This is a genomic window from Marinospirillum minutulum DSM 6287 (assembly GCF_000422325.1).
Lineage (GTDB): Bacteria > Pseudomonadota > Gammaproteobacteria > Pseudomonadales > Halomonadaceae > Marinospirillum > Marinospirillum minutulum.
The window spans coordinates 204,285-230,339 of sequence record NZ_AULO01000011.1 but is presented as its reverse complement, the minus strand read 5'-3'; the positions used below and the strand labels follow the sequence as shown (position 1 = coordinate 230,339).

Sequence of the window (26,055 nt, the reverse complement as noted above, 5' to 3'; positions counted from 1 at the left end):
GTTTTAATGGGTCTTTTTATATGACCACAACTAGCTGTTTTTGTTACACTAGCGCAAATTTTTATTTCGGAGCTAGTCTTCTCAATGAATACCCCTGCTAACGCCGCCAAGGCACGTATTGCCACCCTTAAACAAAGCCTAGAGCAACGCCTCGTTATTCTTGACGGTGGCATGGGTACCCTTATACAAAATCAAAAGCTTGAAGAAGCCGATTTTAGAGGCGAACGCTTTGTTGACTGGCCTAGCGATGTTAAGGGCAATAACGACCTTTTAGTTCTTTCTCAGCCCGATTTAATTCGTCGTTTGCACGGTGAATATTTTGCTGCCGGTGCTGACATAGTTGAAACCAACACCTTTAACTCGACCCGCCTTTCACAAGCCGATTACGGCATGCAGGAACTGGCTGCTGAAATAAACGAAGCCGGTGCACGCCTAGCTCGCCAAGCAGCGGATGAGTATTCTACACCAGAAAAGCCCCGTTATGTTGCTGGTGTTCTTGGCCCCACCAGCCGTACCGCTTCTATTTCACCTGATGTAAACGATGCAAGCTTTCGTAACGTTACTTTTGATGCATTAGTAGAGAACTACATAGAATCCACCGAAGCCTTGATTCGTGGTGGTGTCGATTTAATCATGATCGAAACCATTTTTGATACCTTGAACGCTAAAGCGGCTATTTTTGCGGTTCAAGAAGTCTTTGCTAAGCAGGGTTATGAGCTGCCGATTATGATTTCCGGTACCATCACCGATGCTTCTGGCCGCACACTTTCCGGTCAAACCACTGAAGCTTTTTGGAACAGTATCCGTCACGCCCGCCCTATTTCTGTGGGCTTAAACTGCGCCTTGGGTGCTGAAGATTTACGCCCCTACGTTGAAGAGCTTTCACGCATAGCGGACACCCATGTTTCTGCTCACCCCAACGCAGGCTTGCCCAATGCCTTTGGTGAATACGACCAAACACCCGAAGAAATGGCCGAAATTCTACTTGAATTTGCTCAAGCTGGGTTAATGAATATTGTGGGTGGCTGCTGTGGTTCGTCACCAGAACACATTAAAAAAATAGCCGAAGCCGTTGCTGGAATAAAACCACGCCAAGTACCCGATATTGCACCCGCTTGCCGCTTATCTGGCCTAGAGCCCTTTAACATTACTGCGGATTCTTTATTTGTGAATGTGGGTGAAAGAACCAACATTACTGGCTCGGCACGTTTTAAAAAGCTAATTATTGCTGAAGATTACAACACGGCTTTAGAAGTGGCTTTAGAGCAGGTAGAAAACGGTGCTCAGGTGATTGATATCAACATGGATGAAGGCATGTTGGACTCAGAAGCCGCTATGGTGAAATTCCTGAACCTAATTGCCGGTGAGCCAGACATTGCCAGAGTTCCGATTATGTTGGACTCTTCTAAATGGTCAATTTTAGAAGCGGGCTTGAAGTGTGTGCAAGGCAAGCCGATTGTTAACTCCATTTCCATGAAAGAAGGCGAAGTAGCCTTCCGTGAACAAGCGCTACTGTGTAAGCGTTATGGTGCGGCCATTATTGTGATGGCCTTTGATGAAGTAGGCCAAGCCGATACTTTTGAACGTAAAACTGAAATTTGTGAAAGGGCTTACCGTCTTTTAGTGGATGAAATTGGTTTTCCTGCTGAAGACATTATTTTTGACCCTAACGTCTTTGCGATTGCTACGGGTATAGAAGAGCACAACAACTACGGGGTTGATTTTATTCAGGCAACCGAGTGGATACACAACAACCTGCCTCATGCGCTTATCTCCGGCGGTGTGTCCAACGTATCTTTCTCCTTCCGTGGAAACAACCCAGTTCGTGAAGCGATTCACTCGGTCTTTTTATACCATGCCATTAAAGTGGGCATGAGCATGGGTATAGTGAACGCTGGGCAATTAGCCTTATACGATGATTTGCCCGCAGAATTGCGTGATGCCGTTGAAGATGTAGTGCTTAACCGCCGTGATGATGGTACGGAACGCCTCTTAGATATTGCCGAAAAATACCGTGGTGATGGTTCTACTGCTGAGAAAAAAGAAGACTTAGAATGGCGCTCTTTACCTGTCAATGAGCGCATTTCTCATGCGCTAGTTAAAGGCATTACAGCTTTTATTGATGTGGACGTAGAAGAAGCTCGCCAACAGGCCGACCGCCCCATCCATGTGATTGAAGGCCCGCTCATGGCTGGCATGAATGTGGTGGGTGATCTGTTTGGAGCAGGTAAAATGTTCTTACCGCAAGTGGTAAAGTCAGCCCGTGTAATGAAACAAGCGGTGGCGATCCTTATTCCTTACATTGAAGCTGAAAAATCGGGCGAAGTGCAAACCAAAGGCAAGATTTTAATGGCCACGGTTAAGGGCGATGTTCACGATATAGGTAAAAATATTGTTGGCGTGGTTTTGCAGTGTAACAACTACGAAGTAGTGGATATGGGCGTGATGGTGCCTGCCAATAAAATTCTAGAAAAAGCCCGTGAAGAAAAGGTTGATATTATAGGTTTGTCCGGTTTAATCACCCCTTCCCTAGATGAAATGGTGAACGTCGCTAAAGAAATGCAGCGTCAAGGTTTTACTATTCCCTTAATGATAGGCGGTGCGACCACTTCAAAAGCCCATACTGCCGTTAAAATTGATCCGCATTATAACGAAGCAGTGGTTTATGTTAGCGATGCTTCTCGTGCAGTGGGTGTTGCTAGCAATCTGCTTTCTTCTGAACACAAGCCTGATTACATGGCAAGCATTCGTGAAGAATATGAGCAGGTAAGGGTTCGTCAAAGTAAGCGAGTTTTAAAGGGTGCTTCTTGTGATTATGCCGAAGCCCGTAGCCGTAAGCTTAAATTAGATTTTGTAACCAAGCCCCCAGTTGCACCCAAGCAGTTGGGCGTGCAAGCCTTTACTAATTATTCGCTAGAAGAACTGGTTGAATACGTTGATTGGACACCCTTCTTTATTAGCTGGAACTTGGTAGGTAAATACCCCGCTATTTTTGAAGACAAGATAGTGGGTGAAGAAGCTAAAAAGTTATTTACTGATGCCCAAGCCATGCTAAAACAAATGGTTAGCAAGCAGCAAATTGAAGCCCGAGGTGTTATTGGGCTGTGGCCTGCTAACAGTGTTGACGATGATGTGATCGAAGTTTATGCCGATGAAACCCGCTAAGTGGTCATCAAAAAACTAACCCAGTTACGTCAACAAACGCCCGATAAACAAGGATTTTGTAAATCCTTAGCCGATTTTATTGCACCCAAGGAAAGCGGTATTCCTGACTGGATAGGTGGCTTTGCCGTCACTTCAGGTATTGGTGTTGATGAACTAGCCAAGGTTTATGAAGCCGAGCTAGACGATTACAGTGCCATTATGCTAAAAGCCCTTGCCGATCGCCTAGCTGAAGCCTTTGCTGAATGCCTGCACCAGCGAGTACGCAAAGAGTTTTGGGGGTACGTAAGTGATGAGCAGTTAGATAACAATGCGTTAATTAAAGAAGCCTACCAAGGCATTCGCCCTGCACCTGGTTACCCCGCCTGCCCTGACCATACGGAAAAAGAAGGCTTGTTTGAGCTGTTAAATGCCACCGAACATACCAGCTTAATTCTGACTGAAAGCTTTGCTATGTATCCCACTGCCGCTGTCTCGGGTTGGTACTTTGCGCACCCAGACAGTAAGTACTTTAACCTAGGTAAAATTACCCGTGACCAAGTGGAATCAGCTGCTAAGCATAAGGGCATGGCGGCCGACACTTTAGAGCGCTGGTTGTTACCTGCTCTAAGCTATGACCCTGATCAAGCTTAGTTAGCTGCCTGTACACCATGCCGCAACAGCGCACACAAAGAATTCTGGCCTTAGCCCTACCCATTATGGGTGGGATGCTAAGCCAGAGTTTGCTTAACTTGGTTGATGCTATTTTAGTGGGCAGTTTAGGCGAAACCGTATTAGCGGGCGTAGGAGTGGGTGGCTACGCTATTTTTATGTTATCTGCGATGATCGCTGGGTTAAGTTCAGGCGTACAATCTCAGGTTGCGCGACGGCATGGTGCAAAAGAGTTTACCCTTAGGGCTTTGCCGCTAAATGCAGCAATATTACTGGCGCTAATGGTTACCTTACCTTTAAGTTTTCTAGGCTGGTTTAACTCCAACTGGCTAATCGCCAGCATTAATCAAACAACTGAAGTACAAGAAGTAGCCAATAGCTATTTTCAGTGGCGTATTATTGGTTTGCTTCCTATTGCCTTAACCCTTAGTTTCCGTGGTTATTGGCATGGTATTCAAAAAACTGGGATCTATTTTCGTATTATTATTTTCACCCATGCTTTAAATATTCTTTTAAGTATTTGGCTGATTCATGGCGGTTTGGGTGTAGCGGCTTTAGGAGCAACAGGGGCGGCACTGGCTACCAGTATTTCTATTACTGCCGGTGCTTTAGTTTGGGGTTGGCTCACTTGGCAATCTGCCCGCCCGAGTGGTTTTCTTGTTAAATTACCCAACCTTAACCTACTTTGGCAAACACTACGTTTAGCTGCACCTAACTCTTTGCAGCAGTTTTTGTTTGCCGTTAGCTATGCCGTTTTGTTCTGGTTTTTAGGGCAAATAAGTACAGCCAGTGTTGCGGTGGGGCATGTCTTAGTACACCTTTCATTACTCTTAATTTTACCCGGTGTAGGTTTAGGTATGGCTGCTATGACTCTCGTGGGTAATAGCTTAGGTGAAAATAATCAGGAAGAAGCCCATAGCTGGGGCTGGGAAGGCATGCGCCTAGCTGCACTTATTCTAGCTGTTTTAGGTTTACCTATGCTGCTATTGCCTGAAGCTATTTTAGGCTTATTTTTACATCAGGATAGCTTAATTGAGTTAGGTAAAATTCCTTTAATGCTAACGGGCATTATGATTACTCTGGATTCAGCAGCCTTAGTTTTTAACCAAGCCTTGCAAGGTGCTGGTGCACACAGGTCGGTTATGCAAATTAGTCTTTCTATACAGTGGTTATTTTTTCTACCTATGGCTTGGTTTTTAGGTATTTATTTACAAGGGGGGTTGCTAGGTATTTGGTTAGCTCAGCTAGCCTATCGCATGATTAACTCTGCAGTGTTTGTAAGAGTTTGGCAGCGCAGGCGTTGGCAAGGAATAAAAATCTAACCATAAAAAAAGCCTGTTACTCGTTAAATAACAGGCTTAGTACTCGCTAAAACATGCATTAGCGATAGGTTGGAATTTGCTGAATACCTTGGAAAACTTCGCGCTCTTCGGTTAGATCACGCTCCATAAGTAGAATGTCTACTCTACGGTTTTTAACCCGCCCTTCTGGTGTAGCGTTAGAAGCTATAGGTCTGGCATCACCATTACCGACGACATAAAGGTATTCTTCGTTAAGGTCGCTCATCCATGTTAGTTCATGAGCGACAGAAGTGGCACGTGCTGAAGAAAGCTCCCAGTTAGATCTGTAACGCTCAGAGTTAATGGGTATATTATCGGTATGACCACCAACCACCACGTACATATCAAAGTCTGAAATCAAGTCACCTACCCTTTGAATAATTGGCACCATTTGTGGTTCTAACCAATCACTTCCAGAGCCAAAAGCTGCATCATCGGGGAAACGGATAATAATGTGGTCTTCATCCTGTTCAACAATAATTAGTCCCCGCTCTATCTCATCAATGAAGTTGGTCTGTAATCGGTTGCCTAAAGAATCTAGCTGATTTTCCATACCTGTATTTTCAGTGGTAGGTGGCTCAGGTTTGATAGGTGCAATGATATTTTCTGTACGAGGCGGGTTATCCACTGGAATCATATTCAGTGGATTCATCATTTGAAAACCAAAAGAGTTCTGCAAGGCCATGGAGACAGCACGAAACTTTTCTACTTCCATGGTAGAGAAAGATAGGATAAGAACAAAGAAAACCAACAAGAGTGTCATCATGTCGGCAAAGGTCACCATCCAAGGGGCAATGGGTGTTCCTTTGATTTCTTTTTTCTTTTTTTCTGGTAATGCTCCCTTACTCATAAATAGCTACTCTATTTCTTCAGTCATGTTCATGGCGCCACGCTGATATTCAGGTAGATAGGTTTCAAGTAGCTCATCAAGCACTTGTGGGTTCATACCGTTGTAAATACCCATTACTGAATCAACAATGAGAGCCATGTTGTTTCTTAACTCATCGTTTTTCATTTCTAGCTTGTCGGCTAAAGGAATAAAAATGAGCTGAGCTAATACTGAACCATAGAGGGTAGTTATAAGTGCTAAAGCCATACCCGGCCCCAGCTTTGTTGGGTCATCTAGGTTGTTAAGCATGGCAATTAGACCAACAAGAGTACCTATCATACCAAAGGCAGGTGCTAGATCACCAAAAGCACGAAACACCTTTTCGGCCACCGACTTTCTATCAATGGTTAGCAGCATTTCTTTTTGGAGTACTTCTTGAATAAACTCTGGCGCACTACCATCAACACACATTTGTACCCCTTTTTGGAAAAAAGGGTTGTCGATTGGCTCATCTTCTAAGCCTAGAAGACCATTACGACGCGCTATGCGCGAAAGACGGTTAGCTAGGGCAATAATTTCACGTGGATTGTCACTGCGATCGAAGAAGGCAGAAGACACCCCTTCTTTTATCCCTGTTAAGTAGCTTTGTACCCGAAACTTGATTAGAGCTGCGGCAAAAGTACCACCTACTACAATCAGAATACTAGGAAGGCTGAGAAACAAGCCTAGGTCGGCACTGGTTACGATAGCCAAGATGATGAGCGTAAATCCCAGTACCAGGCCAAGTAGTGTAGCAAGATCCATATTGCGATCCTTAAGTTTTAGTTACATCGGTTATTTGCTTAATCCTAAGACAAGCTATCAAGTCGCAGTGACCTATAATAACAGTCTTACACCGTTTGAACAGCCCTAGAAACAAGGCTTTTGTTGCTGCCAATAATATTTTTTTACTTAAAAACACGCTTGGTGCTTTTAGGTAAAAAGTGCTTAAAAAATACTTATTACGTTTTCTTAAGTGTTTACCTGCTATTAACGGTATTCTTTTGCGTAAAGCAAGGTTTTATTGTAAAGTTCCTCCTTCCTTAAGCAACCACTTATAAATACCCACCCCAATAATTAAATGGAGTTCTCGCTATGTTCAAGAAAGCAATCGCCCTAGTCGCACTGACTTTTTTAGGCAGCACTGGTGTACAGTCGGCAGATTTATTCAAAGCTGAAGATGCTGTTAAGTACCGCCAAGCAATTTATCAAGTTTTTTCAGCACAAGCCGGTGTAATGGGCGGCATGGTACAAGGTAAAATTCCTTTTGATGCTGCTGAGATTAATAAGCGTGCAAACAACCTAGGTAAAATTGCACCTATGTTGGGTGATACCTATTTCCCAGCTACCCGCGATGTTAAAGAGTCTAAGCTAAAAGCTGCGGCTTGGAGCAACATGGAAGACTTCCAATCTAAAGGTCAAACTTTTGGTAAGGCACTAGGTGAATTAATAGAAGCATCTGGCAAGCCTGGTTTTGATGCAAAAAGTGCCCGTCCGCTAGTTGGTGCTGTTTTGCAAGGCTGTAAAGGTTGTCACGATGACTACCGCGCTAAATAATACTTAGCTTACACTCAGCCCCAAGTGGTTTAGAACCACTTGGGGCTTTTTTTATGCGTAATCTACATGGAAAACAATAAAAACAACCAGCAAAGTAAGGGCAACAGCCAAGACAAAACGTAACCAAGGGAAGCTTTGCATTGCATTCGCAGCTAACTGGTCTTGATCCTGCTCAGAGGCTGCTTTTTTGCCACTAAACATAGCCTTAACCAAGCCTTCACCCCGTATTTTGTATAACAAAATAGCGGCTAGATGTAAGCCAATGAGTATCAGCAACCAATCAAAAAACAAATAGTGCCAGCGCGACATCCAAGCAGAAGTAGAACGGCTGACTGTTTCATACAAAGGCCCAAAGGTAAAAATATCATCGGTAGTAAAAAGGCCTGTCACTAGCTGAAAGATGACACCACCCATTAACACTAAAACCATAAAGCCACCCATAGGGTTATGGCTTAAGTAGCGAGGTTTATTGCTAGAAAAAAAATGCTTAAAATAAGCTAAGAAAGCTTTAGGTCCATACAAAAAATGCTTGAACCTTGCATAGGGTGTACCTATAAAACCCCAGATAACGCGATAAACCAGCATAGCTAGTAAGATTTGACCAAAAAGAAAATGACGTGCCATTTCCCCTTGATCTTGTGAAAACCAAAGTAAAAATATCAGTAAGGGTAAAGACCAATGAAAAACTCGTATAGACCAGTCCCATACTTTGATATTCTGGTTGGTATTAGGTGGTGTCATTAATAAGAAGCTCCTAAATTAAGTTGAGGTTGTTAACTAGTTTTACTTTACTGCAAGAGGATAGCAAGATGAATCGCGAATTAGCAGACATGCGGCGTGTTTATAAGGCCAATGACCTAGCAGAAGCAAACGCCGGACCCTGTCCTTTTGCTTTATTTAACCGTTGGATGGCTGAAGCAGCTAAAACAGAAACGCTTGACCCTAATGCTATGACCCTAGCAACCGTAGATGCAGCAGGTCAGCCTAAAGCCCGCATTGTGCTCTTAAAAGGTTTTTCTAAAGAGCTGGGCTGGGTATTTTACACCAACTATACAAGCGACAAAGGCGAAGAACTTAAAAACAACCCACGCTGCTCGCTACTTTTTTGGTGGGAACTCTTAGAACGCCAAGTAAGGGTTGAAGGTTATGTGCAAAAATTAAGTGAAGAAGAGTCTGATCACTACTACACTAGCCGCCCTCGCGAAAGCCAACTTGGCGCTTGGGTTTCGGAACAAAGCCAAGTAATTACAGGTCGCGAAGCGTTAAATGAACGTGAGGCGATAATTACTGAACAATATGCAGGCATCGATATTTTACCTCGCCCTCCTCACTGGGGTGGCTATCAGGTTATTCCTACCAGTATAGAGTTTTGGCAAGGTCAACCTAGCCGCCTTCATGATCGTCTTCGCTTCAAGTTAAATACAGAAGACCAGCAGTGGACTAGAGAGCGGCTTTCTCCCTAGCCCTGTGTCTAATTAATCTATAGCATTATTTAATCGGTGTTGCTGCCACTCAGTTGTTGGTTCATTGAGTGGTAGTACTGCATCAATAACCTGCTCTTCCATATTGTAAGTTGCTTTAAAGCCTAGGTACTTCATTAGCCCCCGCATGGGGTGGTTTTCTACCATTATTTTACCAATCATTTCCAAAGTACCAACGCTGCGAGAATAGTCAATTATGGCATTCATCAGTAATGAGCCTAAACCTAAACCTTGTAAGTCATCACGAATAATGACCGAGAACTCGGTACGAATGTTATCTGGGTCTGTCCAAATTCTTGATACGCCAAGAATTTCACGGCTACCATCTTCCTTCAATTCTTCTGCTATAAATGCCATCTGGCGGTCATAATTAATTTGGGTAAGTAAAGATAAGTCTCGCTTGGTTAAGTCAGCCTTGTTGTGAAAATAACGGAAACGTATGCTTTCTTCTGATAAACGGCTATGAAAACGCAATAAAGCAACGGCATCTTCACCACGAATGGGCCGAACTTCTACTGCTCTACCATCTTTAAGCTCTGCAAGTTTTCGCAGGTCTTCTGGGTAAGGCATAATGGCATGATAGGCAGGTGCACCTAAGTCGCACTGTACATCTATGGCGAACATTTCTTGGCTGTTAAGTAGTAGAGGATTAATTTCTAAGCCTTTAATTAACGGCATATCTGAACAAAGCTGTGAAAGCTTAACCAATAAAACACAGACCCTTTCTAAATCATCTTTTGGATCATTGCTATGCTCTTTTATTAGCTGCCCTGCATGGCTACGCATCACTAGGTCTTTAGCCAAGCTCATATTTAAAGGCGGCAAGGCAACTTGGCGATCAACAAGAATATTGACCTTGTAACCGCCTATTCCAAAAAGAATAATAGGGCCAAAAAGTGGGTCACGGGTAATGCCTAAGTTAAGCTGCATCGAATGCTTACCACGTTGCATCGGCTGTAGCACAAAAGAATGAAACTTACTTGTTGGGAACTTTTCTTCTACTTTATCTACTAGCCGCTTGGCTGCATTACGCACATCGTCTTCGGTTTCTAAATCTTGTAACAGGCCAGAAGAAAATCTGTGTGGGTGCTTACGGTAAACAAAAGGGTAAGAATTAGCGCTATGGTTAATTTTTAATGCCTTAGGCCCTGGAAAACGTGCAGACATAGCCGCTGCTTCGTCAAGCGACTTAGGATAAAGCACAGGCGCAACTTCAATACCATAGGCAGTTAAAAGCCGATGAGTTTCTTCGTGACTTAAATGATCACGCCCTTCAGCTGCAACTGCCTCTAGCAGGTCACGTACTTCCTTTCTTGAATCTTGTGTGGTTTCAAAAGGTAGGCTAGGCGGCGTTTCTTGTAAAAGCTGCTGGTTACGCTGATAGTTCACTAGGTGCATAAAAGCCTGAACGGCTTTTTCAGGTGAAATGTAGGTTGGTATACCAGCTAAATTAAATTCATGGCGGGCAGGAATAGCATGTTCTAAACCCATCCAGCTAGTTAAGAGGTTGCGCTTGAATAGTTTTTTATTAGCAATTAAAGCCAAGGCAGTTGATTTGCTTGGTGCTAAACGTGTTGGAGCATGAACAACCAGCACTGCATCAACGCCGGGGTCTTCCGTTACCATTTGCACTGCTTCTACAAACATTTGTGGTGTTGCCCCACCCCCTATATCTAAAGGGTTTACCCGCTCACGGTCACTGGGCAGCCAGTCTTGTAACTTTGCTTGGGTTTCCTCTGTTAGTTCAGCCAAATTACCACCTTGGTGAATTAAACGGTCAACCGCCAACATGCTTGGCCCTAACCCATTACTAATAATTGCCAAGCGCCCGCCCCTTACAGGCCTCATGCGGGTGAGTGTTTCTAGGGCATCAAAAAGTTCTTCGCTATTATCAACTCGTACCATACCCGCACGAGAAAAAGCAGCGTTATAGATAGGGTCGCGGTTGATTAATCCAGGAGTAAAAACATCCGGGTCGCCCTGAGCCTCCATGGTTCGGCCCGATTTAATAACTAGGACCAGCTTGTTACGCGAAGCTTCACGAACTGCCGTCATAAAATGGCGGGAATCGGGCACGTCTTCTAAGTGCAGCAGTATAGCTTGTGCACCAGAATAACGATTAACGTAATCAATAACGTCAGCTAAACGCACGTCAACGCTATCACCTAGGGTAATCAGGTGCGAAAACCCAATACCCCGCCCATTAGCCCAATCAATAATGGCATTGCCTAACATGCCAGATTGACCGATATAGGCAACTTTACCCGGCTTAATGTTTTGTGGCGCATAACTAGCGTTGAGCTTGCGTGATGGAACCAGAATACCCATGCACTCAGGCCCCATAACACGAATACCGGATGATTGAGCCGCTTCTAACAAACGTGCTTTATAGTTAGTTTGGCGGTGACCTTGGTTAGACGTTAAAACCAAAGCCGCTTTCACGCCAAACCGCCCCAGTTCAGCAACAACATCGGGGGCAGTTGCAGCCGGTGAGCAAACAACGGCTAAATCGGGTATTTTGGGTAGTTCAGTAATTTCATCAAAACAGGGGCAACCATGCACTGTTTCATAGGGCTTAGGGTTTACTACCCAAATATCGCCAGGGAACTTGGCATCAAGCATGTTAGCTACAACCTGCCCACCCAGGCTAAAGTTTTTTTCTGAAGCACCTAGAACCACTAGGCTTTTTGGCTCAAAGAAATACCTTAAAAAACGTGTGCTCATCTATAACCTCCATGCTTGAATTGGTTTAATCTACTTAATATTCTTGCAAACCTTGCGACGTTTGCCCAGTATCCATTAATCCGCAACAAGATTACACTCTATCTAAACTTAAACGGACCTTAACATGATTACATCGTTTATCACTCACGAAGACTGCGCACTTCATGATATGGGGCCTTGGCACCCAGAGAATCCGATGCGCCTAAATGCAATTATTGAGCAGCTAAAGCTTAGTGGCTTAATGAACCAGCTCATGCAGTATAAGGCACGCCCAGTGACTGACGAGCAGCTATTTCGTGCTCACCCCAAAGCCCACGTGCGTTCTTTGCAGCTCAGCCTACCAGAAGAAGGTTTCACTAGCATTGAAGATGAAACCCTACTTGCACCTAGGTCTTTAGAAGCAGCCTCCTATGCTGCGGGTGCCGTGGTGCGTGGTGTCGATCAAATATTCAAAAACCAAGCAGATAACGTTTTTTGTGCGGTTCGCCCACCCGGTCACCATGCTGAGCGGGTAGAAAGCATGGGGTTTTGCTTTTATAACAATGTGGCTGTTGGCGCACTTCATGCCTTAGAGCATCACAAGTTAGATAGAGTCGCTATTTTTGATTTCGACGTTCATCACGGCAATGGCACAGTGGATGTTTTTCGTAATGACCCGCGTGTACTTGTTTGCTCCAGCTTCCAGCACCCCTTCTACCCTTGGCGCTATGCTGAAACCGAATGGGAAAATATCGTAAATACACCGCTAGATGCCCATTCTGGCAGTTTAGAATTTCGTCGTGCTATTGAAGCCAGTTGGTTACCAGCAATACAAAAGTTCAAGCCACAGCTTATTCTTGTTTCAGCTGGGTTTGATGCCCACCGCGAAGACCCTATGGGTGAACTTAATTTAGAAGACGATGACTACCACTGGATTACCAACTTTTTAATGGATCAAGCAAAAAGTCAGTGTGATGGACGCTTGGTTTCAGTGCTTGAAGGTGGTTATGATTTGAATTCTTTAGCCCGCTCTGTGCATCGTCATATAGAAGCTTTGCAAAAAATGTAAAAATAACCTAGCTAACTTTTGCAGGGTTGGCTGGGTGCTGTATAGTGAACACTAAAGGATCTTAGCTATTCAGGATACATTGAATGCCAGAATTTACTGCGCCTGTTATGCCAGACGCCTTATTAGAAAAGCTTAAGGGTTGTAAAACCCTACCATCGCTACCCATTATTGCACTTAAAATAATTGAGCTGGCACGCTCACCTAGTGCTGGCACAAGCGATTTAGCAGAACTTATCGCCAGTGACCCCTCCCTTAGCGCTAAAATTTTATCGGCAGCCAACTCGGTATTTTATGGTAGTGATGAACACAGCAGCCTACAACATGCCATTAATCGAATGGGTATGGACTCAGCGCTTTCTCTAGCACTAAGCTTTGGGCTTACACGCCACTCTAAACAAAAAAGAAATGGCATGTGTTTAGACACCTTCTGGAAGCGTTCTGTTATTAGTGGCATGGTTGTTAGAGAAGTAAAAAAACAACTAAACCTTAAATTTGATGTAGAAACCACCTTCCTAGCCGCCATAATTCAAGACATAGGAATGCTGGCATTAAACGAGCTAGACCCTGATATTTATGGTGTAATTTTCCACAGCTCCCGTTCACACCGTCAACTGGCTTCCTTTGAAGAAAGAGAATACGGCACCTGCCATCTTCATGTTGGCTACTGGTTAGGTACACTCTGGGGACTACCCGAAAAATACACTCGGCTTATCGCCTCTAGCCATCAAATGGCAAAAAAAATACCAGCAAGCGCTACGACAGAAAAAGTTTTAGCCTTGTCAGGACTACTAGCTGACCCTTGGGTGTCTGATAACCAAGAAATGGCCATGACCCTGGCTTACCAGGCTAGCCAAGACTATCTAGGTATGGACGAACAGCAATTTAGTCACCTACTCCTAGGTATTCAAGATAAGCTACCCGAAGTTACTAAGTTATTTGAAATAAGCGCACCAGCCAAGATAGACACTTATAACCTATTACAAGAAGCTAAACAGCTTTTGGTTGAGCGTAATCTACGCATGATGCAAAAACTAGAAAAGCAGCAGCGTGAAATTGATGAATTACGTAAAAATTCAGAAAAGCTAAAAGAGCAATTAAAGAAAGACCCTTTAACTGGTATTTTTAACCGTCAATTTACTGAAAAGAAACTAAACAAATACTTTGCCACTATGCCAAGCATAGATAACTGCTTAGCTGTTGTTTTTATAGATTTAGACTTTTTCAAAACCATTAATGACCAGTATGGCCATGCCTTAGGCGATGCCGCGCTACGCGCTTTTGCTTCAACACTTGAACAAGAGCTTGATGTTGGCTGTATGGCTGGGCGTTATGGTGGTGAAGAGTTTGTGGTACTTATGCCAGGCTATAGCCAAGAAAAAGCCCTTATCTTTGCTAAACGGCTACAAGAACACCTAGCAATTACACCGCTCCTTAGCCATAACAAAGAAGACATTTATATCTCAGCTTCTATGGGACTAGCAGTACATGACTTAAGAGAGCCAAACAACCCAGATCAACAATTTGAAGATGCTGATAGCCTAGTTAAAGCAGCCGACCAAGCTATGTATAGCGCTAAACGTACGGGTCGTAACCGCATACTGCTTTATACCAGCAAGGGTTTCCAAGATATAAGCAGCACTAAACCTTAGGTTAACCTTGGGTTGCTAAATCTATGCCCTCGGTTGCCACCTTAGCTAGCCAGCTAATTTGCTCAGGCGTAATAATATAAGGCGGCAAAAAATACACTACATTGCCTAAAGGCCGTAAAAGCGCACCTTGCTGCATAGCATGTTTATACACTTGCAAGCCGCGCCTTTCTTGCCAAGCAAAAGGTGTTTTAGTCGCTTTATCTTTAACCATTTCAATTGCTAACACCATACCCGTTTGCCTTACTTCACCCACATAAGGGTGGTCTTTTAGGTGTTCTGTTGCCTCTCCCATTTTAGATGCTAACAGTTGGTTTTTTTCTATTACCTTATCTTCAGCAAAAATATCTAGGGTGGCCAAGGCTGCGGCACAGGCTAAGGGGTTGCCGGTATAAGTATGTGAATGCAGAAAAGCGCGTAAGGTGTCGTAGTCATCATAAAAAGCGTCATACACCTGATTAGAAGTTAAAATGGCTGCCATAGGCAAATAACCACCAGTTAAAGCTTTAGACAGAATCATAAAGTCAGGTGTAATACCTGCCTGCTCACAAGCAAACATGCTGCCCGTTCGACCAAAGCCAGTAGCTATTTCATCAAGAATTAAATGCACGCCATAATAATCACAAGCTTCACGCAATAAAGTTAAATAAATAGGGTGATACATACGCATACCACCGGCGCCTTGTAGCAAAGGCTCTAAAATAACTGCGGCGACTTCTTGGTGGTTTTCTTCTAGTGTTTGCCGCATGTATTCAAACCTAGTGCGTGAATGAGCCTCCCAACTCACCCCTTCTGGGCGGTGGTAACAATCAGGGCTGGGCACTTTAATGCAATCCATCAGCAAAGCTTTATAAGTTTGGGTATAAAGGGCTACATCACCTACGGCTAAAGTTGCGAGCGTTTCACCATGATAGCCATTAGAAATAGTCACAAAACGCTTTTTCTTAGGCTGCCCCATATTTTGCCAGTAGTGGTGACTCATTTTTAAAGTCACTTCTATGCCTGAAGAACCATTGTCAGCATAAAAAACCTTGTCTAAACCCTTAGGCGTTAGCTGCACTAAGCGTTCAGAAAGCTCAATCACAGGTGCATGGCTAAACCCGCCTAGAATGACATGCTCTAACTCATCTAGTTGCTGCTTAATGCGTTCATTAATACGCGGATTACAATGCCCAAAAATATTTGTCCACCAAGAGCTAACCGCATCTAAATAACGCTTGCCATCAAAATCTTCTAACCAAATTCCTTGGCCTTTGCGAATAGGCACTAGGGGTAGGGTTTCATGGTCTTTCATTTGCGTGCAAGGGTGCCATAAAACCGCTAAATCACGTTGCATCCACTGATTATTTCGACTCAAAATTTTCTCCAAGGCATCGACTCTAGCTTTACAGGCTGTTAACCTTATATTTAATTACAGTTTACACGCTAGACTAGACCTTGAGCAAATGGCATGAATTCTTCTTTAACAAGTAACTTTGGTCTTACTGAACGGCTAGCTAAACGCCGTTCAGAAAATCTCTTTCGACAAAGATCACTAATAGAAAGCCCGCAACAACCAGAAATACAAATTGAGGGTAAAAACTATTTGGCTTTTTTATCCAATGACTACCTAGGTTTAGCCAATCACCCCCAAGTCATAGCTGCTTTAAGCGAAGGTGCTCAGCGTTGGGGTGTGGGTGGCGGTGCTTCTCACTTGGTTATAGGGCATAGCCAACCGCATCACCAGCTAGAGCTTGCCCTTGCTGAATTTACTGGCTATGAGCGGGTTTTATTGCTGTCTAGTGGTTATATGGCTAATTTAGCAGTGATTACTGCTTTGCTTAGCCAAGGCGATACCCTGCTGCATGACCGCTTAAACCATGCTTCCTTGCTAGATGCTGGGCTTTTATCGGGTGCACGTTTTAGACGCTATTTGCATAAAGACACCCAAAGCTTAACCAAACACCTAGCGGCAGCCCAAGGCAATAGACTGATAGCCACTGATGGTGTATTCAGCATGGATGGTGACCTAGCTCCCTTGCCAGAATTAGCTGCCTTAGCCAAAGCTAACAAGGCTTGGTTAATGGTGGATGATGCCCACGGCTTTGGTGTGCTGGGTAAAAAGGGCGGTGGCCTAGTCGAAGCCCAAGGCATGGGTAAAGAAGACGTACAAATTTTGGTTGGAACTCTAGGTAAGTCTTTTGGTACAGCCGGTGCTTTTGTAGCCGCCAGCAATGAAGTGATTGAAACTTTAATTCAGTTTGCCAGACCTTACATTTACACCACCAGCTCACCCCCTGCACTGGCCTATGCCAGTTTAACCAGTTTAAAACTCTTACAAGAAGAAACTTGGCGTAGAGAACAACTAACCCAACTGGTTAAACAATTTCGTGCTGGCGCTCAAGCTTTAGGCTTGAATTTACTGGCTAGCAACACCCCTATTCAGCCCATTATTGTGGGTGATTCAGCTAAAACCCTAGTCCTAGCTAGTCAATTACGCCAAAAAGGTATTTTGGTCGCTGCTATTCGTCCACCTACCGTTCCTAAAGCTACTGCTCGTTTACGCATTACCCTAACCGCAGCCCATACTAGCCAACAAGTAGACCTGCTATTAAATGCCTTAGCTTCTTGCAAACTAGGAGCAAACCATGACTAACCCGCTGGTTTTGTTACCCGGTTGGGGGCTAAAAAGCCAAGCATTGCAACCCTTGCTTGATGAATTGCAACGCCTTTTACCTAGCTTTAACTTGCAACTTCACCCCTTACCCAACCCGTTAGATAAATGCCCTGAAGCGCTTGTTCAGCAGTTGGATAAAGAATTACCCCAAAATTCTTGGCTGGTTGGTTGGTCATTAGGCGGCATGTTGGCCACCGCCTTGGCTGCCCAGCGGCAAACTGCTTGTGCTGGTGTGATTAGCTATGCCAGCAATGCTTGTTTTCTAGCCAATAAACACTGGCCCAATGCTTTGGATAGCAACACTTTTGATGCCTTTTATCAGTTATGCCAAGAAGATTTATCCAAAGGATTAAAGCGCTTTAGCCTGCTTTCTAGCCAAGGAGCAGAAGAAGCTCGTCTGTTAGATAAAAAATTACCAGCAATGGCTTTAGTACAAAACACTGCCACTGCCCTTGCAGGGTTAAATTTACTGGCTAATTTAGACAATCGCCCCGCTATCACAGACTTTACTGGGCGGCAGTTGCATTTATTGGCTGGCAAAGATGCTTTAGTGCCTTCTAAAGTCGCCAGTGATTTGCAAGCATTAAACCCACTGGCCAGGGTCGCCTTGCTAGGCCAAAGCCATGCCAGCCCTATTGCAGAACCACGTTTACTAGCTAAACACCTAGCCGCTTTTATTTTGGATAAGTCCAATGCTTGAACTTCAAGAAGCACAAGTGAATAAACAGCAGCTAGCCGCAGCTTTTTCACGTGCTGCTAATAGTTATGATCAGGTTGCCCATTTGCAACAAGCCGTAGGTAATCGACTGTTGGGTTTAGGCAATTCATCTTTAAACCCCAATTTTGAGGTTAATAACTGGTTAGATTTAGGTTGTGGTACAGGTTATTTTTGCCAAGAGTTAGCTAGGCAATGGTCAGCAGCAAAAGGAATAGGCTTAGACCTAGCTGAAGGCATGTTGCGTGTTTCTCAGGCACGTAAGCTTAAGGTTAGTTATTTATGTGCCGATGCTGAACAGCTTCCCTTAGCAAAGGCTAGCCAAGATTTAGTTTTTAGCAGCCTAGCCTTGCAGTGGTGTGGTAATTTTTCTGCGGTTTTAGCTGAAGTTACACGCGTTTTAAAGCCTGGTGGGGTTTTATTATTTACCAGTGTTGCTGAAGGTTCGCTTGTTGAGCTTAATCTAAGTTGGCAAGCCGTGGATACAGCAAGGCATGTTAACCAGTTTCGCTCGTTCAGCCAGTATCAAAGCCTTATTAATGCCTGCGACTTACAAGTAATTAACCTGCATTGCCATAAGCACCTTTATTTTTATAACCAAGTTATTGAATTAACGAATGAACTCAAACAGTTGGGTGCAGACTCTATTCAAACTGGCCGCGCCGCTGGGCTTATCAGCAGACAAGGCTATCAACGCCTTTTAGCTGGCTACGAAAGTTTCCGTAAACCTCAGGGTTTGCCTGCTAGCTGGCAAATTGTTTATGGCATTTTAAGAAAAATTTAAGGCAAAATACCTGAATGAAAGCCGCTTATTTTATTACCGGTACTGATACTGATGCAGGTAAAACAACCCTTGCAGCAGGTTTTTTATATGCAGCCAAGCAACAGCAACTAAGTACCTTGGCTATGAAGCCGCTGGCATCGGGCTGTGAAATGACCAAACAAGGTTTACGCAACAGTGATGCCTTAGCTTTAATGGCACAAAGCAGTATTAAACTGGCTTATCAAGCGGTAAATCCTTACGCTTTTGCTCCACCGATTGCACCCCATTTAGCAGCTAAAGAAGTGGGCCTTGAGCTAAATGTCAGTGATTTATACTCAGCAGCGCAAGTTATTTTACAAGAGCAAGCCGATTTAACTTTAATAGAAGGCGCAGGTGGTTGGCGGGTTCCCTTAAGCAACCAAGCATTTTTATCTGACTTGGCTATCGCTTTAAAGCTACCGGTTATTTTAGTGGTGGGGGTAAAATTAGGCTGTATTAACCATGCTGTTTTAACTGCAGAAGCCATTATAAATGATGGTTTAAAATTGGCAGGCTGGGTTGCGAATGGAGTTGATGCTAATTGTTCGTACTTGGAAGAAAATTTAGCCAGTTTAAAACAGCTAATGCCTGCACCTTGTTTAGGAGAAGTCCCCTATTTAGAGCAGGCATCAGCTAAAGCCGTGGCTAACTATTTAACACTAGCCTAGCTTTCTACTTCATCCGCTGGCGCATAAGAACCGTCAGCACGGTGACGCTCAGTACCTGTAATGGCTGGGTAGAAAACACAGGCCAAAGTCATGGTTTTGCTGGCTCTTAGTAGGTGTTGGTCGTGTTTATCTAGCACATACACATCACCTGGCTTAATAGGCCAAATTTTGCCATCCGCAACTGTTTCTACTTCGCCCTCACCTTCAATACAGTAAACCGTTTCTAGGTGGTGCTTGTAGTGAATGGGGGTTTCAGTATCAGCGTAAATACGGGTGATATGAAACGAATAGTTCATCTTGTCTTCAGCTAGAACTAAACGAGTTGAATCCCAGTTACCGCCCTCAGCGGTAACCATACGGCCTTCTTTACGTGCTTCTTCTAAGTTTCTAACAAACATAAATCAAAATATCCTTAAGCAGTTTTTTTAGCTTGTTTTGCAGCGAGTGTTTTAAGTTGCTTTTGAACAGCCGCTTCTAAAATATCTAAGCCTTTGTTTAGCTCATCGTCAGTAATTAACAGTGGGCAGAGGCACTTAACGACTTGACCATCTGGGCCACACGTTTCAATCACTAGACCCTGTTCAAAACACTCAGTAACTAGCTCATCGGCAAGTTCACCATCAACTATATCTAAGCCACGCATTAAGCCGCGACCCCGCTCTTCAGCTTCAATGCCTACTTCTTGATAAGCTCGTGCTAGTTGTTTAAAGCGGTATTCAACAATAGTGCCTTTACGCGTAACTTCTTTGGCTAGATCATCATTAGCCCAATATTCACGCATAGCAACTGTAGAAGTAACAAAAGCTAGGTTATTACCACGGAAAGTACCGTTATATTCACCTGGTTTCCACTGGTCTAATTCAGGCTTCATAAATACCGCAGCAAAAGGTAGACCGTAACCCGATAAAGATTTAGAGGTGGTTACTATGTCTGGTGAAATATCAGCATGTTCAAAGCTAAAGTATTTACCCGTACGACCACAACCCGTTTGAATGTCATCAATTATCAGTAAAATACCGTGCTTTTTACAGATTTTATCAATGCCTTTTAGCCATTCGATAGAAGCAACATTAATACCACCCTCACCCTGTACGGTTTCTAACAAGATAGCAGCAGGTAAATCAACACCACTAGAATTATCTGTCAGTGTCTTTTCAAGGAAAGCTAAGCTTGAAGAACCACCTTCCATGTAACCACAGTAGGGCATGAAAGAAACCCCCTGGGTTGGCATAGCAGCTGCATGACGGAATTTACCATTAGCTGTTGCCGCTAAAGCACCAAGGGTTACACCATGGAAAGCATTAGTGAAAGAAACCACGTTAGTACGGCCTGTTGCATTACGTGCAATTCTTAAGGCTGCTTCAATGGCGTTAGTACCCGTAGGGCCACAAAACTGTACTACATACTCTAAACCACGGGGCTTAAAAATTAACTCTTCTAGCGTTTCAACAAAGTCACGCTTAGCCGTAGTCCACATATCTAAACCGTGAGTTAGACCATCATCCATCATATAGTCTAAAAGCACTTTTTTAAGTTTAGGGTTGTTATGACCATAGTTTAACGTACCCGCACCGGCTAAAAAGTCGATGTACTCTTTATTGTTCTCATCATAAAGTGTGGAGCCACGAGCGCGAGTAAAAATAGTAGGAAAAGAGCGGCTATAAGTACGAACTTCTGACTCTAAACGTTCTAAAGATTCTGAGTTCACATGTGCAGTTGTCATTGTTTTACCTATTAATTTATTTAAATGGACCAATTTTTACTAAAACTTCTTGTTCGTGTTCCCCACCTAGCTGCTGGCTAGTAAAAAACACCTTATCTTCAAGCTGAGCTGAACGCTCTTTAGCAAAGCTACGAAACAACCCCCAAGAGGCTTGGTTATCGGGTGTTATGGTGGTTTCTAAAAACTCAACTTGGTTACAGGCTTCACGCTTTAAAACTTCGTTAATTAGCTGTTTAGCCATGCCTTTACCTCTTGCCACATCACCTACAGCAACCTGCCATAGAAAAAAGGTATTGGGGGAATTAGGTTTGATGTAACCAGAAAGAAAGGCTGCTACTTGGCCGTCAATTTCTGCAACTACGCAGGTTTCAGAAAAATGAGTGCATTGCAGCAAATAAAGGTAAGTTGAATTTAGATCAAGCGGGGGACAATTCTCAATGAGCTGATGAATAGCCACGCCATCATTGGCATTGGGTTTTCTAATCTTCAGATTTTCGGAAGGCATAAAAACTTGGGTCTCTGTCTAAGATGACAACAAGGATAACAGCTCAGCAGCATAAATCAAATGCTTTATTATCAATAAGCTGCTAATCCATAATTTAAAATTATGACAATAAGTCTTAATGGGGAAATAAAAACAAAAAAACGGCCCGAAGGCCGTTAAACTACCAGTAGAAAAAGTAGATAAAAATTAATTACGCGTTAGCGTACGCATAGTGACTAGCTCTTCTGCTGAAGTTGGGTGAATGCCTATAGTGGCATCAAAATCTGCTTTGGTTAAACCTGCTTTAACGGCAATACCTATGCCCTGTACCAGCTCACCTGCATCTGCACCCACTACATGACAGCCAACCACTTTATCGGTGGCATCTTCAACAATTAGCTTCATTAACGTGCGGCCAGGGTTACCAGATAAGGTATTACGCATCGGCTTAAAGCTCGTTGAATAAACACGTATGGCCGGATAAACCTTACGCGCTTCTTCTTCACCAAGACCTACTGTACCGATATTAGGGTGGCAGAAAACCGCTGTTGGAATATTTTTATAATCCATTTTTCGTGGCTCTTTACCGCTATAGAGGTTATGCACTAATACCATAGCTTCAGCCAGTGCCACCGGTGTTAACTGAGGCCCACCGATAAGATCACCTAGCGCATAAATGCTGGGTACTTGAGTGCAAAAGTTGCTATCTACAGCCAATTCACCGCTTTCATTGACTTCTAAGCCAACATTTTCTAAACCTAGGTTTTCAACATTACCACGGCGACCTGTTGCACTAAGCACGGTATCAACTTCTATACTACGGCCATCGCTTAATTTCACTAGCAGCCCTGTTGCCTGCTTTTCTATCGCAGTTATTTGACAGCCTAACTCCAGTTTTACCCCGTGGTTGCTAATTTCGTTTTGAACAAAATCACGTACTTCTTCATCAAAGCCACGCAAAGGTTTTTCACCACGGTAAACCAAGTGGGTTTCTGCACCTAAACCATTAAAAATAGAAGCAAATTCAACAGCAATATAGCCACCACCATAAACCAAGAAGCGTTTTGGGAAGTCTGGCAAATCAAAAATTTCATTGGAAGTTATGCAATGCTCAGCGCCAGGAAACTCAGGTATAAAAGGCCAAGAGCCAGTAGCAATTAATAGTCGCTCAGCTGTGTAGGTTTTACCGCCTACCTCTACACTAGTTGGTGTAAGAATTTTACCGCGACCTTCAATTCTTTGTACGCCGCTACCTTCTAACAAACGGTTATAAATGCCATTCAAACGTAAAATTTCTGCCGCACGGTTATCGCGCAAAGTAGGCCAATGAAATTCGGGCTTAGCCACTGTCCAGCCGTAACCGGCTGCATCGGCAAAATCTTCAGCAAAGTGAGCCGCATAAGAATAAAGTTTTTTAGGTACACAGCCCACGTTTACACAAGTGCCACCCCAATAACGGTCTTCAATAATACCTACCTTGATACCCTGTGTTGCAGCGGTACGTGCTGCACGTACACCACCAGAACCTGCACCTATAACTAACAAATCAAAATCAAATTTAGACATAAATAAAATCCTATTCTTAAAAAATATACACTGGCTGCTTACCTATAACGGAAGCCATTATGACAGCGACGGCAGCCTTTTGCAGTTTCATCTATCAAGCGCCCTGCTCTGCTTAGGTCGCCTGCTCTAATTTCATCATCTATTTTTTCTAGATTAACAACAAAGGCTTCTAGCTGCTGATCAAAATACTCTTTTTTAGTCCATATTTCAGGGCGAGAACGGCTTTGCGGAAAGCTTTCACGTGACGAAGGTAAATCAAACAAATCGGGTAAACGGTAAGAAAGCTTAACCAGTTTGCTAGAATAATCTAAGGCTGCTTCACGATTAGTGCTTCTTTGATTAACAACCTTGAACCTTAAAGCTTTAAAAAGCTGATCTATTTCATCAAAGGTATCTATGCGAAGATTAACATCTTCAGCACTGATGCCCTCAGTAGTATTTTGAGGCTGGGCAATGGCAGTTGTAATCCAGCCAGTTAGAAGCAAACTTGCCATAAAACGCACTAAATTAGACAACATTTTTCTTAACTCACTCTTTTAAGCTTAATGCCCCATAACAAGGTAGGGTTAAGTCGTGGCATTAGCTGTGGGTTTACATTGGCGACTAAAGCATATTTAGGGTCACTGGTATCACGCTCTTGCATACGCATAAACAGTTGACCATATTCATCCATAACGCTAGTGACTCGAGGAGCGCGACTATCTGAAGTACGCTTAACCACTACACCTACCTCACCGTTATGTAGTTTTACACAAGAACCAGGCGGGTAAAGTCCTAGCTCATTAAGAAACACACGGCTTAGTTTTTCGTCAAACTGTTGCCCACGCTCTAGGAAGATGGAGCGCAGGCTTTGTTGTGCGCTTAACCCAGGACGGTGTGGTCGACCACTAACCAGAGCAGAATAAACATCACCTAAAGCAACGATGCGGGCTTCAGCACGTATCTGATTACCTTTAAGCTGCTTAGGGTAGCCTGTTCCATTGGTTTTTTCATGGTGCTGAAAAACGATTTGAAGCCACAACTTATCTGTAACACCCGCCTCAGTTAACATTTTCACACCAACCAAAGGGTGTTGGTCTACCCTTTTACGCTGTTCTTTATCTAGGGGTTCGGCTTGGGCATGTAGGCGCATTTGATAGCCATTCATACCAATATTCTGCGTTAAAGAAGCAGCCAGCATAGATAACTGAACTTTTTGTGGTATTTGCAGTGTTTTACCCACTAAGGCCGCCATAACCGTTACATGTAATGGGTGCTGAATTATGTATTCATGCTGACGGTTTAAATGCACCGCACCTAAAACGGCATCACTATTGAATAAAACTAAACCCTGAATTTGGCTAGCCATTTCATAAAACTTACGCTCTACCTCACCGGGTTTAACACGCTGCTCATCTATACGTTTAAACAAGGTTTTTAGCTGGTAACCTATTTCATCTAACTCAGCAAAGGGATTGGTGTTTTCTGCAAATTTAACTGGTTGAGGCTCATCGGGTGGCGGACCTTGCTCAGTTTCATCTTGACCCGGCTTGCCAGATTTTTCACGATGCCCATTCATAAGCAGGTTATCTAGCTTACGTTGGTTATCTATAACAGCACCTTCTTTCATTAAAAGCTGACCACTGGCACTATAAATAGTCCAAGGTAGCTTTAAACCTAGTGCTAGTTCATCTTCTTGTAATGGGTGTAAATGCAGGTCTTTAGACATTAGTTTTTCAGTTTCTTTTCTTGGTGCTGGGCTTCTTGCCAAGCTTCAATTGTTGGGTAGCCAGCCTCTAGTGCTTGTTCTTCTAATAGGGCAGAATAACGGCCAATAAAAGCAAACAAGGCAACAACTAACAAGCAAAGGGTTAAAGCGGCATGTAACACCGGCATACTAGGCAAACCTAAACACTGAATGATTTGCTGTCTTGAAGGTGGCCACCATAAAAAGCCAGTTAAGGCCAAAGCCAAACCTGATAAAAAATAAAAGCCTGTTAGCCAAAAGCCAACCAAGATTAATGAACAGCCAAAAAACCAGCCTAAACCTATTGCTATTCTTCCATCCATTTTACCTAGCCTTTTGTTTAAAGTGCCCAGAATGCTACCCTTGCATATAACAAAGTCAACTGGAAGCCGAAAAATTGAATATATTTAAAACTGCCACCTACACCCAAGAAGAACTCGAAGAACGTCAGTCAGTTGCGCTAAGTTTAGCCCTGCAAGCGGGTGAAATAATGCTTAAAGCTCGTCAAACAGGTGATTTCAGTCAAACCTATAAAGGTCATGAAGAACTAGTCACCAGTGTCGACAAAGAAATTGACGATTTTCTTTGCCGCGAACTTAGTTCTGCTTTTCCTGAAGATAAAATCCTTAGTGAAGAAAATGATACCGACAGCGAGAATGCAGAGAAAGTTGATGGCCTTTGGATATTAGACCCTATAGATGGAACGATCAACTTTGCCCATGGCCAACCTCATGTAGCTGTATCTATTGGTTTTTATTCTAAAGGAATCCCTCAAGTGGGTGTTGTTCACTCCCCTTTTTTACAAGAAACCTTCACAGCAATTAAAGGACAAGGTGCTTTTTTAAATCAACAACCTATCAAGGTTAGCGGCTTAAACAAGTTGCGCCCAGCCCTAATTGCTACAGGTTTTCCTTACGATAAGAGTCAATTAAGGCATTTGATAGATCGTTTAGCTACAATTTTACCAGAATGCCAAGACTTGCGTCGCTGTGGATCTGCAGCCTTAGACATTTGTCATGTTGCCAATGGCTCTTTAGATGGCTATTACGAAAGCCTAAGCCTATGGGACTTTGCCGCTGCAGTGCTTATAGCTGAAGAAGCAGGCGCAAAGTTAAGTCACCTTTACCCTAGTGATTACACCTCTTTTTACTTAGATACACGTGACTGGGTTATTACTACACCTGGCATTCACGATGAGCTAACCCAGCTACTGCAAGCATCAGATAGTAATTAATTGC

The 26,055-nt window shown here is 43.5% G+C and carries 22 protein-coding genes and 1 pseudogene; 11 read left to right on the top strand and 12 right to left on the bottom strand.

Going from position 1 to position 26,055, the window contains the following annotated elements:
* Window positions 1-84 precede the first annotated feature (84 nt).
* Window positions 85-3,795 (top strand): annotated as a pseudogene (gene metH, locus H571_RS14440) (methionine synthase).
* A 17-nt stretch (window positions 3,796-3,812) separates the two neighbouring features.
* Window positions 3,813-5,135 (top strand): MATE family efflux transporter, encoded by a 1,323-nt coding sequence (locus H571_RS0106340; RefSeq protein WP_036217792.1) that lies wholly within the window; start codon window positions 3,813-3,815, stop codon window positions 5,133-5,135.
* 58 nt (window positions 5,136-5,193) lie between these two features.
* Here the strand turns inward: H571_RS0106340 and H571_RS0106335 are convergent, their stop codons facing one another.
* On the bottom strand, window positions 5,194-6,003 hold the full coding sequence (locus tag H571_RS0106335) for a flagellar motor protein MotB (protein ID WP_027848574.1): 810 nt from the start codon (window positions 6,001-6,003) through the stop codon (window positions 5,194-5,196).
* 6 nt (window positions 6,004-6,009) lie between these two features.
* Window positions 6,010-6,786 carry a MotA/TolQ/ExbB proton channel family protein gene (locus H571_RS0106330; RefSeq protein ID WP_027848573.1) on the bottom strand — a complete coding sequence of 259 codons (777 nt, stop codon included), beginning with the start codon at window positions 6,784-6,786 and terminating at the stop codon, window positions 6,010-6,012.
* A 330-nt stretch (window positions 6,787-7,116) separates the two neighbouring features.
* Here H571_RS0106330 and H571_RS0106325 point away from each other — a divergent pair, with 330 nt between their 5' ends.
* The gene (locus H571_RS0106325; RefSeq protein WP_027848572.1) at window positions 7,117-7,578 is read left to right on the top strand and encodes a c-type cytochrome; all 462 of its coding nucleotides are present in this window, start codon (window positions 7,117-7,119) and stop codon (window positions 7,576-7,578) included.
* 51 nt (window positions 7,579-7,629) lie between these two features.
* Here the strand turns inward: H571_RS0106325 and H571_RS0106320 are convergent, their stop codons facing one another.
* Window positions 7,630-8,319 (bottom strand): cytochrome b/b6 domain-containing protein, encoded by a 690-nt coding sequence (locus H571_RS0106320; protein WP_027848571.1) that lies wholly within the window; start codon window positions 8,317-8,319, stop codon window positions 7,630-7,632.
* A gap of 68 nt (window positions 8,320-8,387) precedes the next feature.
* On the opposite strand from H571_RS0106320, the gene pdxH reads away from it, so the two are divergent.
* On the top strand, window positions 8,388-9,041 hold the full coding sequence (pdxH, locus tag H571_RS0106315) for a pyridoxamine 5'-phosphate oxidase (protein WP_027848570.1): 654 nt from the start codon (window positions 8,388-8,390) through the stop codon (window positions 9,039-9,041).
* A gap of 12 nt (window positions 9,042-9,053) precedes the next feature.
* Here pdxH and H571_RS0106310 read toward each other — a convergent pair whose 3' ends face one another.
* A complete protein-coding gene (locus tag H571_RS0106310) occupies window positions 9,054-11,783 on the bottom strand; it encodes a bifunctional acetate--CoA ligase family protein/GNAT family N-acetyltransferase (RefSeq protein WP_027848569.1) in 2,730 nt (909 codons plus the stop codon).
* A gap of 124 nt (window positions 11,784-11,907) precedes the next feature.
* Between H571_RS0106310 and H571_RS0106305 the strand changes: the two genes are divergently transcribed.
* Together H571_RS0106305 and H571_RS0106300 are read left to right on the top strand one after the other, a co-directional pair.
* Complete coding sequence (locus H571_RS0106305) at window positions 11,908-12,831, top strand: histone deacetylase family protein (RefSeq protein ID WP_027848568.1); 924 nt, start codon at window positions 11,908-11,910, stop codon at window positions 12,829-12,831.
* A gap of 83 nt (window positions 12,832-12,914) precedes the next feature.
* On the top strand, window positions 12,915-14,480 hold the full coding sequence (locus H571_RS0106300; RefSeq protein ID WP_027848567.1) for a sensor domain-containing diguanylate cyclase: 1,566 nt from the start codon (window positions 12,915-12,917) through the stop codon (window positions 14,478-14,480).
* 1 nt (window position 14,481) lies between these two features.
* On the opposite strand, the gene H571_RS14435 is transcribed toward H571_RS0106300, so the two are convergent.
* Window positions 14,482-15,834, bottom strand: a complete 1,353-nt coding sequence (locus H571_RS14435; protein ID WP_084482709.1) for an adenosylmethionine--8-amino-7-oxononanoate transaminase — start codon at window positions 15,832-15,834, stop codon at window positions 14,482-14,484.
* A gap of 93 nt (window positions 15,835-15,927) precedes the next feature.
* Between H571_RS14435 and bioF the strand changes: the two genes are divergently transcribed.
* The 4 genes from bioF to bioD are packed head-to-tail and all read left to right on the top strand — an operon-like array spanning window position 15,928 to window position 19,318.
* Window positions 15,928-17,112 (top strand): 8-amino-7-oxononanoate synthase, encoded by a 1,185-nt coding sequence (bioF, locus tag H571_RS0106290; protein WP_027848566.1) that lies wholly within the window; start codon window positions 15,928-15,930, stop codon window positions 17,110-17,112.
* The gene (locus H571_RS0106285; protein WP_027848565.1) at window positions 17,105-17,833 is read left to right on the top strand and encodes an alpha/beta fold hydrolase; all 729 of its coding nucleotides are present in this window, start codon (window positions 17,105-17,107) and stop codon (window positions 17,831-17,833) included. Before bioF ends, H571_RS0106285 begins: the two co-directional genes overlap by 8 nt.
* On the top strand, window positions 17,826-18,632 hold the full coding sequence (bioC, locus tag H571_RS0106280; RefSeq protein ID WP_027848564.1) for a malonyl-ACP O-methyltransferase BioC: 807 nt from the start codon (window positions 17,826-17,828) through the stop codon (window positions 18,630-18,632). The genes H571_RS0106285 and bioC overlap by 8 nt, the downstream gene beginning before the upstream one ends.
* Before the next feature lie 14 nt (window positions 18,633-18,646).
* Window positions 18,647-19,318 carry a dethiobiotin synthase gene (bioD, locus tag H571_RS0106275; protein WP_027848563.1) on the top strand — a complete coding sequence of 224 codons (672 nt, stop codon included), beginning with the start codon at window positions 18,647-18,649 and terminating at the stop codon, window positions 19,316-19,318.
* Here bioD and H571_RS0106270 read toward each other — a convergent pair.
* The 7 genes from H571_RS0106270 to H571_RS0106240 all read right to left on the bottom strand — a co-directional run bounded on the left by H571_RS0106270 (window position 19,315) and on the right by H571_RS0106240 (window position 25,140).
* Window positions 19,315-19,716 (bottom strand): ectoine synthase, encoded by a 402-nt coding sequence (locus H571_RS0106270; RefSeq protein WP_027848562.1) that lies wholly within the window; start codon window positions 19,714-19,716, stop codon window positions 19,315-19,317. The two genes, bioD and H571_RS0106270, sit on opposite strands and share 4 nt — an antisense overlap.
* Window positions 19,717-19,730: 14 nt before the next feature.
* The gene (ectB, locus tag H571_RS0106265; protein ID WP_027848561.1) at window positions 19,731-21,026 is read right to left on the bottom strand and encodes a diaminobutyrate--2-oxoglutarate transaminase; all 1,296 of its coding nucleotides are present in this window, start codon (window positions 21,024-21,026) and stop codon (window positions 19,731-19,733) included.
* A 31-nt stretch (window positions 21,027-21,057) separates the two neighbouring features.
* A complete protein-coding gene (gene ectA / locus H571_RS0106260; protein WP_027848560.1) occupies window positions 21,058-21,546 on the bottom strand; it encodes a diaminobutyrate acetyltransferase in 489 nt (162 codons plus the stop codon).
* Between the two features lie 186 nt (window positions 21,547-21,732).
* Window positions 21,733-23,091 (bottom strand): glutathione-disulfide reductase, encoded by a 1,359-nt coding sequence (gene gorA, locus H571_RS0106255; RefSeq protein ID WP_027848559.1) that lies wholly within the window; start codon window positions 23,089-23,091, stop codon window positions 21,733-21,735.
* 38 nt (window positions 23,092-23,129) lie between these two features.
* Window positions 23,130-23,609, bottom strand: a complete 480-nt coding sequence (locus H571_RS0106250) for a cytochrome c (protein ID WP_027848558.1) — start codon at window positions 23,607-23,609, stop codon at window positions 23,130-23,132.
* 5 nt (window positions 23,610-23,614) lie between these two features.
* Window positions 23,615-24,799 (bottom strand): HD-GYP domain-containing protein, encoded by a 1,185-nt coding sequence (locus H571_RS15495; protein WP_051168185.1) that lies wholly within the window; start codon window positions 24,797-24,799, stop codon window positions 23,615-23,617.
* A complete protein-coding gene (locus H571_RS0106240; RefSeq protein WP_027848557.1) occupies window positions 24,799-25,140 on the bottom strand; it encodes a hypothetical protein in 342 nt (113 codons plus the stop codon). Before H571_RS0106240 ends, H571_RS15495 begins: the two co-directional genes overlap by 1 nt.
* A 74-nt stretch (window positions 25,141-25,214) precedes the next feature.
* On the opposite strand from H571_RS0106240, the gene H571_RS14425 reads away from it, so the two are divergent.
* Entirely contained in the window at window positions 25,215-26,051 is an 837-nt protein-coding gene (locus H571_RS14425; RefSeq protein WP_245562329.1) for an inositol monophosphatase family protein, read from the top strand.
* Window positions 26,052-26,055: the final 4 nt, after the last annotated feature.

Coding starts and splice junctions, on each gene's coding strand:
- H571_RS0106285 (WP_027848565.1), top strand. CDS start 17,105: ATGACTAACCCGCTGGTTTTGTTACCCGGTTGGGGGCTAAAAAGCCAA.
- H571_RS0106340 (WP_036217792.1), top strand. CDS start 3,813: ATGCCGCAACAGCGCACACAAAGAATTCTGGCCTTAGCCCTACCCATT.
- H571_RS15495 (WP_051168185.1), bottom strand. CDS start 24,799: ATGTCTAAAGACCTGCATTTACACCCATTACAAGAAGATGAACTAGCA.
- H571_RS0106270 (WP_027848562.1), bottom strand. CDS start 19,716: ATGTTTGTTAGAAACTTAGAAGAAGCACGTAAAGAAGGCCGTATGGTT.
- ectA (WP_027848560.1), bottom strand. CDS start 21,546: ATGCCTTCCGAAAATCTGAAGATTAGAAAACCCAATGCCAATGATGGC.
- H571_RS0106240 (WP_027848557.1), bottom strand. CDS start 25,140: ATGGATGGAAGAATAGCAATAGGTTTAGGCTGGTTTTTTGGCTGTTCA.
- H571_RS0106310 (WP_027848569.1), bottom strand. CDS start 11,783: ATGAGCACACGTTTTTTAAGGTATTTCTTTGAGCCAAAAAGCCTAGTG.
- H571_RS0106250 (WP_027848558.1), bottom strand. CDS start 23,609: ATGTTGTCTAATTTAGTGCGTTTTATGGCAAGTTTGCTTCTAACTGGC.
- bioC (WP_027848564.1), top strand. CDS start 17,826: ATGCTTGAACTTCAAGAAGCACAAGTGAATAAACAGCAGCTAGCCGCA.
- H571_RS0106305 (WP_027848568.1), top strand. CDS start 11,908: ATGATTACATCGTTTATCACTCACGAAGACTGCGCACTTCATGATATG.
- pdxH (WP_027848570.1), top strand. CDS start 8,388: ATGAATCGCGAATTAGCAGACATGCGGCGTGTTTATAAGGCCAATGAC.
- bioD (WP_027848563.1), top strand. CDS start 18,647: ATGAAAGCCGCTTATTTTATTACCGGTACTGATACTGATGCAGGTAAA.
- H571_RS0106300 (WP_027848567.1), top strand. CDS start 12,915: ATGCCAGAATTTACTGCGCCTGTTATGCCAGACGCCTTATTAGAAAAG.
- H571_RS0106330 (WP_027848573.1), bottom strand. CDS start 6,786: ATGGATCTTGCTACACTACTTGGCCTGGTACTGGGATTTACGCTCATC.
- H571_RS0106335 (WP_027848574.1), bottom strand. CDS start 6,003: ATGAGTAAGGGAGCATTACCAGAAAAAAAGAAAAAAGAAATCAAAGGA.
- gorA (WP_027848559.1), bottom strand. CDS start 23,091: ATGTCTAAATTTGATTTTGATTTGTTAGTTATAGGTGCAGGTTCTGGT.
- bioF (WP_027848566.1), top strand. CDS start 15,928: ATGAATTCTTCTTTAACAAGTAACTTTGGTCTTACTGAACGGCTAGCT.
- H571_RS0106325 (WP_027848572.1), top strand. CDS start 7,117: ATGTTCAAGAAAGCAATCGCCCTAGTCGCACTGACTTTTTTAGGCAGC.
- H571_RS0106320 (WP_027848571.1), bottom strand. CDS start 8,319: ATGACACCACCTAATACCAACCAGAATATCAAAGTATGGGACTGGTCT.